This is a genomic window from Mesosutterella multiformis, from assembly GCF_003402575.1.
In the GTDB taxonomy this organism is placed as follows: domain Bacteria; phylum Pseudomonadota; class Gammaproteobacteria; order Burkholderiales; family Burkholderiaceae_F; genus Mesosutterella; species Mesosutterella multiformis.
The window spans coordinates 1,004,257-1,019,769 of sequence record NZ_BGZJ01000001.1; the positions used below are offsets into that span (position 1 = coordinate 1,004,257).

General features: G+C 56.5%; 15 protein-coding genes and 3 tRNA genes. 12 read left to right on the top strand and 6 right to left on the bottom strand.

Annotated elements, in window-relative coordinates:
• Positions 1 to 54: 54 nt before the first annotated feature.
• The 9 genes from gmhA (at position 55) to phoR (ending at position 9,121) form a co-directional block, all read left to right on the top strand.
• The gene (gene gmhA / locus M4NBBH2_RS04705) at positions 55 to 663 is read left to right on the top strand and encodes a D-sedoheptulose 7-phosphate isomerase (protein ID WP_235005586.1); all 609 of its coding nucleotides are present in this window, start codon (positions 55 to 57) and stop codon (positions 661 to 663) included.
• Positions 664 to 948: 285 nt separating this feature from the next.
• A complete protein-coding gene (gene greA, locus M4NBBH2_RS04710; RefSeq protein ID WP_022443810.1) occupies positions 949 to 1,425 on the top strand; it encodes a transcription elongation factor GreA in 477 nt (158 codons plus the stop codon).
• 23 nt (positions 1,426 to 1,448) lie between these two features.
• Positions 1,449 to 1,904 carry a YhbY family RNA-binding protein gene (locus M4NBBH2_RS04715; protein WP_116269916.1) on the top strand — a complete coding sequence of 152 codons (456 nt, stop codon included), beginning with the start codon at positions 1,449 to 1,451 and terminating at the stop codon, positions 1,902 to 1,904.
• Positions 1,905 to 1,928: 24 nt separating this feature from the next.
• Entirely contained in the window at positions 1,929 to 2,582 is a 654-nt protein-coding gene (locus M4NBBH2_RS04720; protein ID WP_022443812.1) for an RlmE family RNA methyltransferase, read from the top strand.
• Positions 2,583 to 2,746: 164 nt separating this feature from the next.
• The gene (ftsH, locus tag M4NBBH2_RS04725; protein ID WP_116270591.1) at positions 2,747 to 4,765 is read left to right on the top strand and encodes an ATP-dependent zinc metalloprotease FtsH; all 2,019 of its coding nucleotides are present in this window, start codon (positions 2,747 to 2,749) and stop codon (positions 4,763 to 4,765) included.
• A 59-nt stretch (positions 4,766 to 4,824) separates the two neighbouring features.
• Positions 4,825 to 5,667 (top strand): dihydropteroate synthase, encoded by an 843-nt coding sequence (folP, locus tag M4NBBH2_RS04730; RefSeq protein ID WP_116269917.1) that lies wholly within the window; start codon positions 4,825 to 4,827, stop codon positions 5,665 to 5,667.
• Between the two features lie 8 nt (positions 5,668 to 5,675).
• On the top strand, positions 5,676 to 7,010 hold the full coding sequence (gene glmM, locus M4NBBH2_RS04735; protein WP_116269918.1) for a phosphoglucosamine mutase: 1,335 nt from the start codon (positions 5,676 to 5,678) through the stop codon (positions 7,008 to 7,010).
• A gap of 28 nt (positions 7,011 to 7,038) precedes the next feature.
• Positions 7,039 to 7,749, top strand: coding sequence for a response regulator (locus M4NBBH2_RS04740; RefSeq protein ID WP_116269919.1), 711 nt, complete (start codon positions 7,039 to 7,041; stop codon positions 7,747 to 7,749).
• Positions 7,750 to 7,774: 25 nt separating this feature from the next.
• The gene (phoR, locus tag M4NBBH2_RS04745; RefSeq protein WP_238691398.1) at positions 7,775 to 9,121 is read left to right on the top strand and encodes a phosphate regulon sensor histidine kinase PhoR; all 1,347 of its coding nucleotides are present in this window, start codon (positions 7,775 to 7,777) and stop codon (positions 9,119 to 9,121) included.
• 40 nt (positions 9,122 to 9,161) lie between these two features.
• Here the strand turns inward: phoR and M4NBBH2_RS04750 are convergent, their stop codons facing one another.
• A complete protein-coding gene (locus M4NBBH2_RS04750) occupies positions 9,162 to 10,400 on the bottom strand; it encodes an IS256 family transposase (protein ID WP_116269921.1) in 1,239 nt (412 codons plus the stop codon).
• Positions 10,401 to 10,617: 217 nt separating this feature from the next.
• Here M4NBBH2_RS04750 and gmk point away from each other — a divergent pair, with 217 nt between their 5' ends.
• From gmk to M4NBBH2_RS04765, 3 genes are all read left to right on the top strand, one after another.
• The gene (gmk, locus tag M4NBBH2_RS04755; RefSeq protein ID WP_116269922.1) at positions 10,618 to 11,250 is read left to right on the top strand and encodes a guanylate kinase; all 633 of its coding nucleotides are present in this window, start codon (positions 10,618 to 10,620) and stop codon (positions 11,248 to 11,250) included.
• Positions 11,251 to 11,288: 38 nt separating this feature from the next.
• On the top strand, positions 11,289 to 11,492 hold the full coding sequence (gene rpoZ, locus M4NBBH2_RS04760; RefSeq protein ID WP_022443819.1) for a DNA-directed RNA polymerase subunit omega: 204 nt from the start codon (positions 11,289 to 11,291) through the stop codon (positions 11,490 to 11,492).
• Positions 11,493 to 11,627: 135 nt separating this feature from the next.
• Positions 11,628 to 13,934, top strand: coding sequence for a RelA/SpoT family protein (locus M4NBBH2_RS04765; protein ID WP_170135103.1), 2,307 nt, complete (start codon positions 11,628 to 11,630; stop codon positions 13,932 to 13,934).
• A gap of 51 nt (positions 13,935 to 13,985) precedes the next feature.
• On the opposite strand, the gene greB is transcribed toward M4NBBH2_RS04765, so the two are convergent.
• From greB to M4NBBH2_RS04790, 5 genes are all read right to left on the bottom strand, one after another.
• Positions 13,986 to 14,558, bottom strand: a complete 573-nt coding sequence (gene greB, locus M4NBBH2_RS04770; RefSeq protein ID WP_116269924.1) for a transcription elongation factor GreB — start codon at positions 14,556 to 14,558, stop codon at positions 13,986 to 13,988.
• A gap of 70 nt (positions 14,559 to 14,628) precedes the next feature.
• Positions 14,629 to 14,704: transfer RNA gene (locus tag M4NBBH2_RS04775), tRNA-His, on the bottom strand.
• A 20-nt stretch (positions 14,705 to 14,724) separates the two neighbouring features.
• Positions 14,725 to 14,801 (bottom strand) — tRNA-Arg (locus tag M4NBBH2_RS04780).
• Between the two features lie 26 nt (positions 14,802 to 14,827).
• Positions 14,828 to 14,904: transfer RNA gene (locus M4NBBH2_RS04785), tRNA-Pro, on the bottom strand.
• Positions 14,905 to 15,000: 96 nt separating this feature from the next.
• Entirely contained in the window at positions 15,001 to 15,420 is a 420-nt protein-coding gene (locus M4NBBH2_RS04790; protein WP_116269925.1) for a DUF4431 domain-containing protein, read from the bottom strand.
• Positions 15,421 to 15,513 lie beyond the last annotated feature (93 nt).

Here is a 15,513-nt window from a genome sequence, read left to right on the forward strand (position 1 = left end):
TAGCCGGGCGGGGCCCCGCTATAATTGGGCGAACTGTATAGGAAGGAGTTTTAGATGCCGATGAATGCGCTTGACGTGATTCGTTTTGACCTTCAGGAAGCTGCGGAAGGTCTTAACCGGCTGATCGGGTCTCCGGAAGTCCTGGAAAATATCAGCCGCGCGGCTGATCTGATTGTGGAGGCCCAGAAAGCGGGCGGCAAGGTGCTCAGCTGCGGAAACGGCGGCAGCCTCTGCGATGCCATGCATTTTGCCGAAGAGATGACGGGGCGGTTCAGAAATGACCGCCCGCCGTATGCGGCAATCGCCATTTCGGATCCTTCCCACATGGCCTGTGTCGGAAATGATTATGGGTATGAGGCGGTGTTCTCCCGCTATGTCGAAGGTGTGGCAAAGAAGGGGGATGTGCTTCTCGCAATCAGCACGAGCGGCACGAGCCGGAATATTCTGGCAGCGGTCCGCGCGGCGAAGGCGCAGGGCGTGAAAGTGATCGGTCTCACCGGGCGCCATGACTCTCCGCTCGAGGAACTTGCGGACGTCGCGGTTGTGACCCCTGCCGGGCGCTATGCGGACCGCGTTCAGGAACTTCACATCAAGGTGATTCATATTCTGATTGAACTCACCGAGCGGCAGCTCAATCCGGAAAATTATCCGGATCCGGAGTAACGCCGGGTTCTCTTGTAAAAAAGCTTGTAAGCTTTTGCAATTGCAGTTCAAACCGTGCAGAATTACTAATACACATACTCTCTCCGGGAGAGGCTTCAGCCGTTGCGGCTCGAATCATCCCGGAAGGCCAGCAGAAAAAAGGCGGAGCGGCACAGCCAGCCCCGCTCTCCTGGTCTGAATGCGCCGGGCACAGTTCCGGCGCTTAACTTTTCACTTGACCGCTATTTCTCTGCAGGATGGAAATCCTGCGGAGGGGCGGCTTTTTATGTTTTCAGGATTGATATCATGGACCGTATCCCTATTACCGCCGCCGGCGCCCAGAAGCTGAAGCAGGAACTGGATCATCTGCGCAAGGTCGACCGCCCGGAAGTGGTGGCGGCTATTGAGGAAGCCCGTTCCAAGGGAGACCTTTCAGAGAATGCTGAGTACGATGCTGCCCGCGAGAAGCAGAGCTTCATCGAAGGCCGTATCGCCGTGCTCGAAAGCCGCATTCCCGCGCTTCAGGTGATCGACCCGAAGACGCTGAACGCTGGTTCCAAGATTGTTTTCGGCGCCACTGTGACGCTTGCTGACGAAGACTCCGACAAGGAAGTCACCTATCAGATCGTGGGCGTTGACGAAGCCGACATCGAACACAATAAGGTTTCCGTTTCCAGCCCGATCGCGCGTGCGCTGATCGGCAAATCCGAAGGGGACGAAGTGACCGTGCACGCCCCGAAGGGCGACCTCACCTACGAGGTCGTCGCGGTGGAATACATCTAAGCCACGGCTGAATTTAGGAAAATATGACTGAACTGAAAATTGACCGTCAGCAGCTGCTGAAGCTGCGCTCTGAGAGCCACGCGCTGAATCCGATGGTTCTGCTGGGGCAGAACGGCCTTACGGACGCGGTGCTGAAGGAAATCGGCAAGGCGCTCGATTCCCATGGCCTCGTGAAGATCCGTATCCCGGGTGATGACCGCGAAGAGCGGGACGCCGATATTGAACGGATCCTGAACGAAATGGGAGCTGCCCGTATCCAGACGATTGGCAAGACCGTCACGATCTGGCGCCCGATGCCTGAGAAGGAAAACTCCCGCGCGGTGTCCTCCAAGGATTCGGAGGAAGACCGTCCGAGAAGCCGCGGCGGCAAGATTCTCCGTACCGACAAGAAGCGGATCGCGAAGCGCAAGACACCGATCCGCCGCGCTCATCCGAAGCGCAAGCGTACGGTGAAGAAGGCCCAGGGCGCTGCTTCCTGACCGCGGAATACTTGAGAAGGTGAAATGCCTGTATCAACGAAGAAACTGAGATCCAACCGGGCCTGGCTTGAGAGACATCTCTCTGACCGCTGGGTGAAGCTCTCCCAGAAGGAAGGGTATCGGGCGAGATCAGCCTACAAGCTCATTCAGATCAATGAGAAAGAGCATATCTTCCACCCCGGCATGTCCGTGGTCGATCTTGGATCGGCTCCTGGCAGCTGGTCTCAGGTGGCGAGGAAGCTCCTTTCGAGGAAAGACGGTACGCTCGACGGGCGGATCGTTGCCATGGATATTCTGCCGATGGATCCTGTTGAAGGGGTCGATTTTCTGCAGGGTGACTTCCGCGAACAGTCTGTCTGCGATCAGCTGGCAGAGATCGTGGGCGATGACCGGGTGGATCTGGTCATGTCTGATATGGCACCGAACCTCTCCGGCATTGCGGCGAGCGATGCCTCGCGTTCCATGCTGCTCTGTGAGCTGGCGCTGGAATTCGCGCTCGATCATCTGAAGCCGAGGGGCGTCTTCATCGCGAAGGCGTTCCAGGGCAGCGGCTACTCTCAGTTTGTCGAAACCGTCAAGCGCTCGTTCGTCAAGGTTCAGGCTCTGAAGCCTGAGGCGAGCCGCGACACCTCTCCCGAACAGTACATCGTTGCGCGGGATCTTAAAAAGAGCCGCTGATTCATAAAGAGGAATGTGCATCCCATGCATATTCCTCACGCCGTCTCTTTTTTCCATTAGTCTTATAAACTATGTTTATCCGGCACAAAACCGAAAGCGGAACCGCCGTTTTCGTGCCTGCGATACAGTTTCTCTAGCATTGGAGCTCAGCATTGGACAATAAGATGCTTGGACGCGTGGCCATATGGGTACTGGTGGCTGTCGTCCTCTTTACGGTCTTTAAGCAGTTCGACAACCGCACCGATGTTGCCGTTGATACCACCAGCTACACCCAGTTTATGGATGACGCCAAGGCTGGGAAGATCAAGCGTGTCGATATTCAGGGCCGGAAGATTTTCGTGAAGCCGAATTCCGGCTCCGAGTACCAGATCACGTCGCCGGGCGACCTCTGGATGGTGGATGACCTGCGGAAGGATGGCGTTGCCGTGTACGGCAAGGCTGAGGAAGAGCCTTCTGTCTGGACGACCATCTTTGTCTCCTGGTTCCCGATGCTTCTCCTGATTGGTGTGTGGATTTTCTTCATGCGCCAGATGCAGGGCGGCGGCAAGGGCGGTGCCTTCTCGTTTGGGAAGAGCAAGGCCCGTATGCTGGACGGTGTGAGCAATCCGGTCCGCTTCTCTGATGTCGCAGGCTGCGATGAGGCGAAGCAGGAAGTGCAGGAAGTGGTGGATTTCCTCCGCGATCCTTCCAAGTATCAGAGGCTTGGCGGTCATATTCCGCGCGGCATTCTGCTGGTGGGCTCTCCTGGTACCGGTAAGACGCTGCTGGCGAAGGCCATTGCTGGTGAGGCTGGTGTTCCGTTCTTCACGATTTCCGGTTCTGACTTCGTTGAAATGTTCGTCGGTGTGGGCGCGGCCCGTGTCCGCGACATGTTCGAAACCGCTAAGAAGAATGCCCCGTGCATCATCTTCATTGACGAAATCGACGCGGTCGGCCGTCAGCGCGGCGCCGGTCTCGGCGGCGGCAATGACGAACGTGAACAGACCCTGAACCAGATGCTCGTTGAGATGGATGGCTTCGATACCGGTACGAATGTGATCGTTATCGCCGCGACGAACCGTCCTGACGTGCTTGACCCGGCTCTGCTCCGTCCGGGCCGCTTCGACCGTCAGGTTGTGGTGCCGCTGCCCGATATCCGCGGCCGTGAACAGATTCTGCGCGTCCATATGCGCAAGGTGCCAATCGGACAGGATGTCCGCGAGGACCTTATCGCCCGCGGCACGCCGGGATTCTCCGGTGCTGATCTGGCCAACCTCGTGAACGAGGCGGCTCTTTACGCGGCACGCCGCAACGCGCGCCTCGTCGAGATGATCGACTTCGAGAACGCGAAGGACAAGATCATGATGGGCGCTGAGCGCCGCGGCATGGTGATGACCGAGGAAGAGCGGAAGAATACCGCTTACCACGAGTCCGGCCACGCTGTTGTTGCCCGCATGCTTCCGGGTACCGATCCGGTGCATAAGGTCACGATCATTCCGCGCGGCCGCGCGCTGGGTCTCACGATGCAGCTGCCGACCGAGGATCGCTACTCCTACGATGACAAGTACATCCTGAACCAGATCGCTATTCTTTTCGGCGGCCGTATCGCTGAAGAGGTCTTCATGCACCACGCGACTACCGGTGCCTCAAATGACTTCGAACGCGCCACGAGCCTTGCCCGCGACATGGTGACCCGGTACGGCATGAGCGAGAACCTCGGACCGATGGTCTACGCTGAGAAGGAAGGCGAAGTCTTCCTTGGCAAGAGTGTCACGAAGAGCCAGCAGATTTCTGAGGCCACGATGCAGAAGGTTGATCAGGAAATCCGCCGGATCATCGACCAGCAGTATGCTCTCGCCCAGAAGATCATCACGGATAACCGTGACAAGATGGAAGCGATGGCTCACGCCCTGCTTGAGTGGGAAACGATCGACAGCGACCAGATTGATGACATCATGGCCGGCCGTCCTCCCCGTCCCCCGCATCAGGTGATTACCGGCGATCAGCCGCAGGTGGATCCGGAGCGCGCCCGTCAGAATGAGGTGAAGGAAGCGAAGGATGAGCCGCAGCAGAACGCGGTTTCTGAAACGCAGCCTCCTCAGCCTTCTGCCGTGGCTCCTGAGGCCAAAGCTCCCGAGGCGGTTCAGCCTCCGCAGCCTTCTGAAAAGAAGGATCCGGCTGACAGTCCGGACAATCAGAAATAATTGAATTTCAATCCGGCGTCTGGTAAAACAGGCGCCGGTTCTTTTTTGGAGAAAGCTCAATGACTCAAGCACAGTACTGGCCGTGCAGAACGCGGCGCTTCGATCTCAGCAAGCCTCTCATCATGGGGATTCTGAATGTGACACCGGATTCGTTTTCGGACGGAGGTCAGCATAATGAACCGAAGCAGGCCATTGCCTGGGCTATGAGGATGGCGCAGGACGGCGCGGACATTATCGATGTGGGCGGTGAGTCAACCCGTCCTGGAGCAGCCGCGGTGTCTGAAGAGGAAGAGCTGCGTCGGGTGATCCCTGTCGTTCAGGCGCTCGCGTCCCGGGGACTTGCGGTATCAGTGGATACGAGCCGCGCCCGGGTGATGCGGGAAGCAGTAGCCGCCGGAGCCGAAATCCTGAATGACGTCCGGGCATTTACGCTTCCGGGGGCTGTTGAGGCTGCTGTTGAAACGGGAGCCGGACTCATTGTGATGCACGGGTGGGATGCGGCGAAGGAAGACGCGGACCGGGGAGAGGCTGACGAAGTGTCGGCTGTCATCCGATATCTGCGGGAACGTCAGAACGTGCTGGTGGCTGCCGGAGCCCAATCAGATAAAATCTGCTGGGATCCGGGGTTTGGTTTCGGAAAGACTGTGGAACAGAATTTCGAGCTGGTGGCGGAAACGCGCCGGTTTGTTGAGGAAGGGCAGCCATTCCTGATGGCGCTCTCCCGGAAGAGGGCGATAGGTGCCGCGTCAGGCGAAGCTGATGCGGCGCGGCGCGTCTCAGGATCAGTAGCCGGAGCGCTGCTTGCAGTTGAGCGCAGTGCTCAGCTTGTCCGGGTGCACGATGTGCCGGAGACGTTCCAGGCGCTGTCGGTGCTGAAGGCCGTCCTCGCTCAGACTCATTAAGAGGTTTTATGTCTCGTAAATACTTTGGTACGGATGGCGTGCGCGGTACGGTAGGCACCTTCCCGATTGTTCCTGATTTTGTTGTGCGCGTCGGCTATGCGGCCGGTAAGGTCCTCGCGAAGCATTCCGCGGATGAGCACCCCACGGTGCTGATCGGAAAGGACACCCGGATTTCGGGTTACATGCTGGAAGCCTGTCTGCAGGCCGGCTTTTCGAGTGCAGGTGTTGATATCGTGCTCTGCGGCCCGATTCCCACGCCGGCTGTCGCCTATCTCACGCAGGCCCTGCGTCTGACTGCGGGTGTCGTGATCAGCGCGTCGCATAACCCCTACAGCGACAACGGCATCAAGTTTTTCTCGAACGAAGGCATGAAGCTGCCTGACGACATTGAGTCTGAAATCGAGCAGGAGCTTGAAAGCGGAGTCGCGAAGTGTGTCGACAGCAGCCGTCTCGGCAAAGCGGTGCGTCTCGATGACGCGGCCGGCCGTTATATCGAGTTCTGCAAGTCGACGATTTCCGGCAAGGTCGACTTCAAGGGGATGAAGATTTATATCGATACCGCTAACGGCGCTGCCTACAAGGTTGCCCCTGCGGTGTTCCACGAACTCGGTGCCGAGGTCACGTGCGAATTCAATCATCCGGATGGTCTCAACATTAACCAGGGCTGCGGCGCGACGCATACGGAGACACTCTCTGAGCGCGTAGCGAAGGCGGGCTGCGATGTCGGTCTCGCTCTGGACGGTGACGCGGACCGCCTGATCATGGCGGATGCCGAAGGCCGCGTTTATAACGGAGATGAGCTGCTTTACATCATCGTCTGCGATCGTCTGAGAAAGCACCCGGTGGCCGGTGTTGCCGGTACGCTGATGACGAATTACGGTCTCGAAAAGCGTCTCGGCGAAATGCAGATTCCTTTTGACCGCACGAAGGTGGGTGACCGCTATGTGCTCGAGCGGCTGCTTGAGAAGGGCTGGCTCTACGGCGGCGAAAGTTCCGGACACATCCTCTGCCTCGATCGTCAGACGACGGGTGACGGCATCGTGAGTGCGACGCAGGTGCTTTCCGCGATGCGCAGAACCGGGAGCTCGCTTGCTGAACTGACGCAGGACCTTCATATGCTGCCTCAGGTCCTCGTGAACTGCCGACTGGCCCCGGGCTTTGACTGGACGCGCCAGAAGCCTCTGATCGAAGCGCGGGAAGAAGTGGAAAAGATTCTTGAAGGCCGCGGCCGGGTTCTGATCCGTCCGTCGGGCACTGAGCCTCTTCTCCGCATCATGGTGGAGTCAGAAGACCGCGAGGAAGCCCAGACGCTTGCCGAACGGATCGCTTCGACCATCAAATAACCAATACTGAAGGAGCTGGACGACCGAAATGAATACAGTGCTCATCGTTGAGGATGAACGTGCCATTCTTGAACTTGTCGCTTTCGCCAGTGAGGCAAGCGGCTTTCACGCGCTGAAGGCCGGAAGCGTCGCAGAGGCAAAGGAAAAGCTTTCGGTCGAAAAGCCGGACATTATTGTTCTCGACTGGATGCTGCCGGACTGCTCGGGACTCGAGTGGCTTGTGCAGCTCCGGGCGTCAGAGGACTATGCCGAAATTCCGGTGGTACTCCTCACTGCGCGCGGAACGGAAGAGGATCGGGTAAGCGGCCTCGAAGCCGGGGCGGATGACTATGTCGTGAAGCCTTTCTCGCCCCGTGAGCTCGTGGCGCGGCTTCGCGCGGTGCTTCGCCGCAGAACGGGAAGCGTCGGGACTGACACGAAGGAGAGTGTCCTTCAGTGTGGCCCTCTCACCATGGATGAGCTGAAGTTCGAGGCGACGGTAAGCGGGCAGCCTGTGAAGCTTGGCGTGATTGAATTCAAGCTCCTGCAGCAGATGGCAAAGACACCGGGCCGGGTTTACAGCCGTGAGCAGCTGCTCAGCCGCGTGTGGGATGACGATGCGGCAACCATTGACGAGCGAACGGTAGATGTGCATATTCTCAGACTTAGGAAACAGCTTTCCGCGACTGACGCGAAAGACATGGTTGAAACGGTCAGAGGTCTTGGTTATCGGGTAGTTGATCCGAAAAAGAGCCTCTGATCCGAGGAGATTCGATTTGGCTGAGATGAAGCGCTCCCGGCTGGCAGTGCCGCTGGTGTTTGTGCTCGTCATTATTGCTGTCGTGGCCATAGTGACGGGGTTTACGTTTGGCCCGGTAGAGGCGCTCTGCGTAGCGCTTGCCGGTGTGATCTGGCTGTTTATTCAGAATCTGTTCTTTCTGTTCCGGCTGATCGGCTGGCTTGAGAATCCGGTGGCAGATGAAATCCCGTCAGCCGGGCGTGAGACTCCGTGGCGCATTGTTTTTGAGATGCTGCGGGATGAGCGTCACCAGTTTGAAAAGAACGCGAAGCATCTGCAGACGCGTGAAACCCGGTACCGCAAGACGCTGTCGTCACTCCCTGACGGCATCACGCTGGTGAAGAGCGACTGGCGGATTGACTGGTGCAATGAGTCGGCTGAGGATCAGCTGGGGCTCGACTCGATGAAGGACCGCGGGCAGCCGGTCTACAAAGCCTACGATTCGAAGGATTTCATCGATTACCTCACGGCTGGCAATTTCGATAAGCCGCTTGTAATCCATAACAGCGAAAACGCGCAGACGATTGAGCTGCATGTCGTGGTGCTGGGACGCAAGAATGCCGTGATTGTGACTCACGATGTCACGGATCGCGAGAAGCTGGATTCGATCCGCCGTGACTTTGTGGCGAACGTAAGTCATGAGCTGAGAACGCCGCTCACGGTGATCAATGGCTTTATCGATCTCGCCATCAGTTCAAAGGATCCGGGCCCGGTCAGGATCGGGCGCGAGCATCTGGCGCTGATGAAAGAGCAGGCTGACCGGATGAGCCGCCTCGTGAATGATCTTCTCACGCTCTCGAAACTTGAGGAAAGCAGCCCTGACCGCGCGCCTGAAACCGTGAATGTCCCGGTGATGATCCGCGAGACCGCCAAGGAAGGCCGTGCGATTTCGGGCGGCCGCCACGAGATCACGGAGAGCGCTGAGCCGTTCTGCCTGAAGGGGTACAAGGATGAAATCTTGAGCGCCATCGGGAACCTTGTCGCGAACGCTGTCCGCTATACGCCGCCCGGCGGCCATATCAGCATCACCTGGAAGCGGTCCCCCGAGTGGCTCGAACTCGCTGTGAAGGATGACGGTATCGGAATCGCGCCCGAATTTTTGCCGAGACTGACTGAGCGCTTCTACCGCGTGGATAAGAGCCGGTCGAGAGATTCGGGCGGCACTGGTCTCGGACTCGCTATCGTGAAGCATGTCCTGATACGGCATGGCGGTCACCTGAAGATTGAGTCGGAGCCTGGCAAGGGTTCGACCTTTACGATGCAGTTCCCGACGGAACTTGAAATGCCGATGCCTGAAGTGATTCAGGACAGTGACACCGGAATTGCGTCATAGAGGGTGTGTAATTTTTTGTGGGCGGCTCGTTCAAGGTTAATTAGGGGGTGATTCGGTCACCAAATAGCACAACCAATTCTCTCATAGCGGCACTCCAGTATGGAGAAGGCCGCACCCATCTTTTCTCTACTTTCCGGATTGCCAGAAAGAGAAGTTTCAAAGCAGCCGTTTCAGTAGGGAAAGCAGCTCGGGTCTTAATTACTTTTCTTAGATCCCGATTAAGGCTCTCTATGGCATTGGTTGTATAAATAAGTCTGCGGATATTTGGGGAAAAATCAAAGAAGGGGATCACCTTATCCCAGGAATCGATCCACTGTTTGGCGATGTAAGGGTATCTGAGCCCCAGTTCCGACTGTGCAAAAGCGTCCAGTTCCTTCCGCGCATCAGCCGCGTTTACGGCCCGGTAAATGGGCTTCAGCGCGCCGGCTACGGCCTTGTAATCCTTATATCCGACGAATTTCAGACTGTTCCTGATCAGGTGAACAATGCAGGTCTGCAGCAGAGTGTTGGGAAAGGCAGCTTCAAGCGCCTCCTTCATTCCCTTGAGTCCGTCTGTGACAGCAATCAGAATATCAGACACCCCCCTGTTTTTGAGTTCAGTGAAGACCTTAAGCCAATATTTTGCGCTTTCGTTATCAGCGACCCACATCCCCAAAACTTCCTTGCGGCCCTGGGCGTTTACGCCCAAGGCAAGATGGACCGCTTTCGGGGTAACAATGCCATTATCACCTCGGATTTTGACTCGAATAGCGTCAAAGAAAACAGTTGTATAAAACGGATCCAGAGGACGGTTCTGCCATTTTTCAACCTCAGGAAGGATGGCGTCCGTAACATCGCTGATAAATTCGGCACTGGTCTCCATACCGTATTCATCATAGAGAAAGCCTTGAATTTCCCGGGTTGAGAGCCCTCTGGCGTACAAGGCCAGAACCTTGTCCTCAAACCCCGCCAGCTGGCGTTTATGCTTAGGAACGACCCTCGGCTCAAACTCTCCCTTGCGGTCTCTGGGTACGTCAATACGGATATTTCCAAGGCTGGACGATTTGAGGGTTTTCGAACTATGCCCGTTACGCTCATTTTCGGTGACACGTTTACCGCCTCTTTCGTAACCGAGATGATTGGTCATTTCACCGTCAAGCATTTGAGTCAGCAGCCGACCGAGCATATGGGCCATAAGATTTTCCGCATCCTCTGCGGTATTAATCTCAAGCCCGGATTTCTTGGCGTTTTCTAAAATCTGTCCTGCAACACTATCCAAGGGGTCTGTCTTTCGTTTCATTTGAGGCTCCTCCAAGAGCAATTATCTCAGAGTCACCCACAAAATTTTCCTCACCCTCGCGTCATAAGTCATAAAGATGGAGACGGGCAGTTGGAAAAACTGCCCGTTTTATTTTGCTAGAATCTTGAAAATTTTTTTCTTGCGGCTCGCGCTTCTCTCCATAGCTTGATCAAGTTATTTCCAGACAGCGGTTTCGCCCATTGACAGGATTAAACCGATGGATAATTCGAAAGCGAAAGGACTTCTTTTCCTCGTTTCAGCGCCTTCCGGCGCAGGGAAATCCTCTCTTGTGCATGATCTGATCACGAAAGATCCGAAAGTGCATCTCTCAATTTCCTACACAACCCGCGAGGTTCGCCCCGGAGAACAGAATGGAGTGGACTATCACTTCATCTCGCAGGAGGATTTTGAAGAGCGAAAGAAGAACCACGAGTTCCTCGAATGGGCTTTCGTCCATGGAAATTACTATGGCACCAGCCGTCTTTGGATTGAGCAGGAACTCGCCGCCGGATACGACGTCATGCTGGAAATTGACTGGCAGGGCGCGCTCCAGGTGAAAAAGATTTTCCCCGAGGTGATTTCCACCTTTATCCTGCCGCCTTCGATCGAGGCACTGAAGCAGCGTCTCGTCGGCCGCGGCACGGATGCGCCGGAAGTCATCGCGCGTCGTCTGAAGGGGGCAGGAGCTGAGATAGTCCATGCCCCGCAATTCGACTACGTTATAATTAACAATGATTTCAATCAGGCTTCCTGCGAGCTTCAGTCCATCATCCGCGCCGCGCGTCTGCGCTATGAGTGCCAGGCGAGGCGTGAGCAGGCTTTGTTTGCATCTTTGGGTGTTCCCGCCTGATCGTTGAAAGTTCAAAATTTCTGAAAGAGAAAATATAAATGGCTCGTGTTACTGTTGAAGACTGCCTGAAGAAGATTCCGAATCGCTTCGAGCTCGTGCTGTGCGCCGCTTACCGCGCCCGTCAGATCTCCCAGGGCTATGCCCCGAAGGTCGACGCGAAGGATAAGCCGACGGTGGTCGCCCTGCGCGAAATCGCCGAAGGCAAGACCGGAAAAGAGATGCTGGAGAAAGTTCCCCGCTAAGACGCCTCTCAGTCCGTTTACGGGTCCTGTTCCAAGAAAGGGACAGGACCTTTTTAATTTCTAACCCGCCGAACCGGAAGCGAGGAACATCCTATGCCTGCAATCAATGCGGACTCGCAAGTGGTCATACCCCACATGGAAAGTCTGACGGACGATAACTCGTCAGATGATCTGCCACTCTACATGCAGCCGGCTGACGTCAAGATCGTTTCTGCGAACGAGCTGCTGACCCGGTGCAGGCTTTATCTGTCGGAAAGCGACTGCCAGACGATTCTCAAGGCCTATCGCTACGCTGACGAACATCATCTGGGGCAGTTCCGCAAATCGGGCGAGCCTTACATCACGCATCCTCTCGCGGTGGCGTCTATTCTCGCGAGCTGGCATATGGACTGCGTGACCATTCAGGCTGGGCTCATGCATGACGTGCTGGAAGATACCGGCGTGTCGAAGATCGAGATGGCGGAGCGCTTCGGTATCGAAGTGGCAAACGTTGTCGACGGCGTCTCCAAACTCGATAAGCTCAAATTCAAGAGCACTCAGGTCGCCGCGGCAGAATCCTTCAGAAAGCTGCTTCTCGCCATGGCGAAGGATGTCCGCGTCATTCTCGTGAAGCTCGCTGACCGTGTGCATAACATGCGCACTCTCGGCATCATGCGCTACGAGAAGCGCTGCCGCATTTCCCGCGAAACGCTGGATATCTACGTGCCGATTGCCCATCGCCTCGGCATGAATCACGTATTCCGCGAACTGCAGGAACTCGCGTTTCTCAACATGCACCCGATCCGCTACCGGGTGCTGCATGACGCCGTGGTGAGAACGCGCGAAAAGAGAAAGGATATTCTCGAACGGATTCTGCATGAAACCCGCCGCATGCTTCCGAAGGCCGGCATCAAGGCCCGCGTGATCGGCCGTGACAAGACGATGTACGGCATCTATAACACGATGCGGGATAAGCACATCCGGTTCCGCGAAGCGCTGGACGTCTATGGTTTCCGGGTAATTGTGCGCACCCCTGAGGAGTGCTACCTCACTCTCGGCGCCCTGCATGCGATGTATAAGCCGGTGCCGAAGCGCTTCAAGGACTTTATCGCGGTGCCGAAGACGAACGGATATCAGAGTCTTCACACGACGGTGATCGGTCCGAACGGCACGCCGATCGAGTATCAGATCCGGACAGAGGAAATGAACCGGATCGCCGAGTACGGCATTCTCACGCACTGGCTTTTCAATGATGACGGGGCGAGTGCCACGGAAATTCAGCAGAGAACGACCGCCTGGCTTCAGTCGCTGCTTGAAATTCAGCAGCACAGCGCGGATTCCTCTGAATTTATTGAAAACATCAAGATCGATCTCTTCCCGGACCGCATCTACGTTTTCACCCCGAAGTCGAAAATTATTTCTCTTCCGAAACGCTCCACTCCGATCGACTTCGCTTATCAGATTCATACCGACGTCGGCAATCACGCGCTTTCCTGCCGCGTGAACGGCGAACCCAGCTCTCTCACCCAGGAACTGAATAACGGCGACATGGTTGAAATCCGCACTTCGCCTGACGCGACGCCGAACCCCGAATGGGTGCGCTATGTCGGCAGCGGCAAGGCGCGCGCCGAAATCCGTCAGTTCCTCCGTACGATGAAGTTTGATGACTCAGTGAAGCTGGGCCACAAGCTTCTCAAGCGCGCCGGGGAGGAGGTGAATCTCGATATCGACACAGTTCCTGAAGCGGTCTGGAAGGCGGTGCTGAGAGACTCCGGTGTCGACTCAAAGGAGTCGTTCTTCGCGGATCTGGGACTTGGAAAATATCTCGCGGGTGCCATTGTGAACCGCTTTACCGCGCTGACGGCCCCGATCACGGGACTTGCCGGCCGGACCGAGAGCCCCATGATGAAGGCGGTGAAGGTGACGGGCAATGAGGGCGTCGCGGTCAGTCTCGCGACCTGCTGCCACCCGATCCCGGGCGACGATATCTGGGGCTTCATGCGCCCCGGAAAGGGCCTCTCCATTCACTGCACGTCCTGCGAGCATACGGTGAAGGGGCGTTCCGCGGATCCGGGCCGCTGGATGGCGGCCGAGTGGCTCCCGCAGCCGCTCTCTGCCCGGTACCCTGTGCCGGTTGAAGTGACCGCGGATGAGGAACAGGAGAAAGCGGTGATCGCGGCCAGCGTCGCGGCTATCGCTGAAGAGCAGTCGGCGATTGTCGGCTTCTCCGTGGATTCAGAAAACAGCAATACAACCCGCCTCCACATGGTGGTGCAGGTGAGGGATAAGACCCACCTCTCCCACGTGATGCGTCATCTCGCGAGAATCCCGGGTGTCCAGCAGGTCTGGCGCCGGACTTCTGAGCAGGACGATATTCCGAAGGCCGCGCCTGAGGAACCCCGGATGAAGAAACTCAATTCCGAGGATCTTTACGCGGAGAGCCCGGCAGGCGGCGGAGCCTGATTCCACAGCGGGAAATAAAAAACGGAGCGGAAAATTCCGCTCCGTTTTCTCTTATTCGTCTTTCGGTGTTTCGTGAGGGATCGGCGGTTCGCCGGTATAGCGGACTTCAAGGATCTCGAGCGTCTGCACACCTTTAGGTGTCGGAAGCTTCACTTCATCGCCTTCGTGCGCCTTGATAAGAACGCGGGCAACCGGGCTGATCCAGGAAACATCGCCATGCTCCGGATCCATCTCGTCGATGCCGACGATGCGGACTGTGTGCTCTTCGCCAAGGTTATTGGCATAGGTCACGGTCGCGCCGAAGAAAATCTGATCCGTATCCCGCCCCCGGACATCCACCACCTGGGCGGACTCAATACGCTTATTGAGGAAGCGGATCCGGCGGTCAATAGCTCTCAGACGCTGCTTGCCGTACTGGTAATCGCCGTTCTCGGACCGGTCGCCGTTCGACGCCGCCCAGGAGACAATGCTCACGACTTTCGGACGTTCTGTCCGCACGAGGTTTTCCCGTTCGTCGAGCATTCTCCGATAGCATTCCGGCGTCATGTAGTTCGGGGCGTTGGCTGGCAGTCCTGGCAGCTTTACGCCTTCTTCGTCGTCATCTTCATCCTGAGCCGTATTCATGCCTTGCTCCTTTTCTGGGAGAGATATGAAAAAAGTCCGTGAAGGCATCAACCTTCACGGACTCTGAATCTGGGGTGGGGGGTCGGACTCGAACCGACGACAACCGGAATCACAATCCGGGACTCTACCAACTGAGCTACACCCACCATTACAACTGATTTACTACTGGTCCACCCGGCAGGATTCGAACCAGCGACCCTCTGCTTAGAAGGCAGATGCTCTATCCAACTGAGCTACGGGCGGATCGATTCTGCTTTGCAGACTCTGTCTGGTCGGGGTGAAGAGATTCGAACTCCCGACATCCTGCTCCCAAAGCAGGCGCGCTACCAGACTGCGCCACACCCCGAGAGAAGTCAATTATACATAAGGAAAGCCAAAAAGCAAAATTTAAATTTCAGACGCCCGGAAATGACCGGAGAACGATGAAATTGCAGCGTGTCTCTTACCGGAAGGTATCCTTCGGCGACGCCTTTTTCATGGAGTCCACATTGCACAGGACCTGCGTCAGATGGTGACCGGTCTGTGCGACGAACATGGAACAGGTCAGGCGGGCCCGGTGTCCCTGATTGTTTTTATAAAACTTCCACTGGCTGTCGTTTCCCATGACAAGCTGCATGATGAGAACGCCGTTGACCGGACCTTCCTCATCCTGTCTGTCGGCCGGGATCGTGTTGATGGGGTGATCCAGGATAATGGCGGGGAATTCGACCACCTCTTCTTTCCCCATGTTGCAGCAGTCAACACCCTGACGGCTGCCGAGCGTACCCGTCACAGAAACCGGGGTGCCGTAGCGGTACGTGGCAGCTGATGCGGAAAGCGTGAAAGTGAGACCGAGAAGGCCTGCAAGAAGCCAGCGGTACATAAATAGACTCCTGAAGAAAAATTGAGAGAATTATAGACTCAAACTTTATAAAGTAATAATGTAGATAACGATTAAGGCTTGCAGAGAAACCCT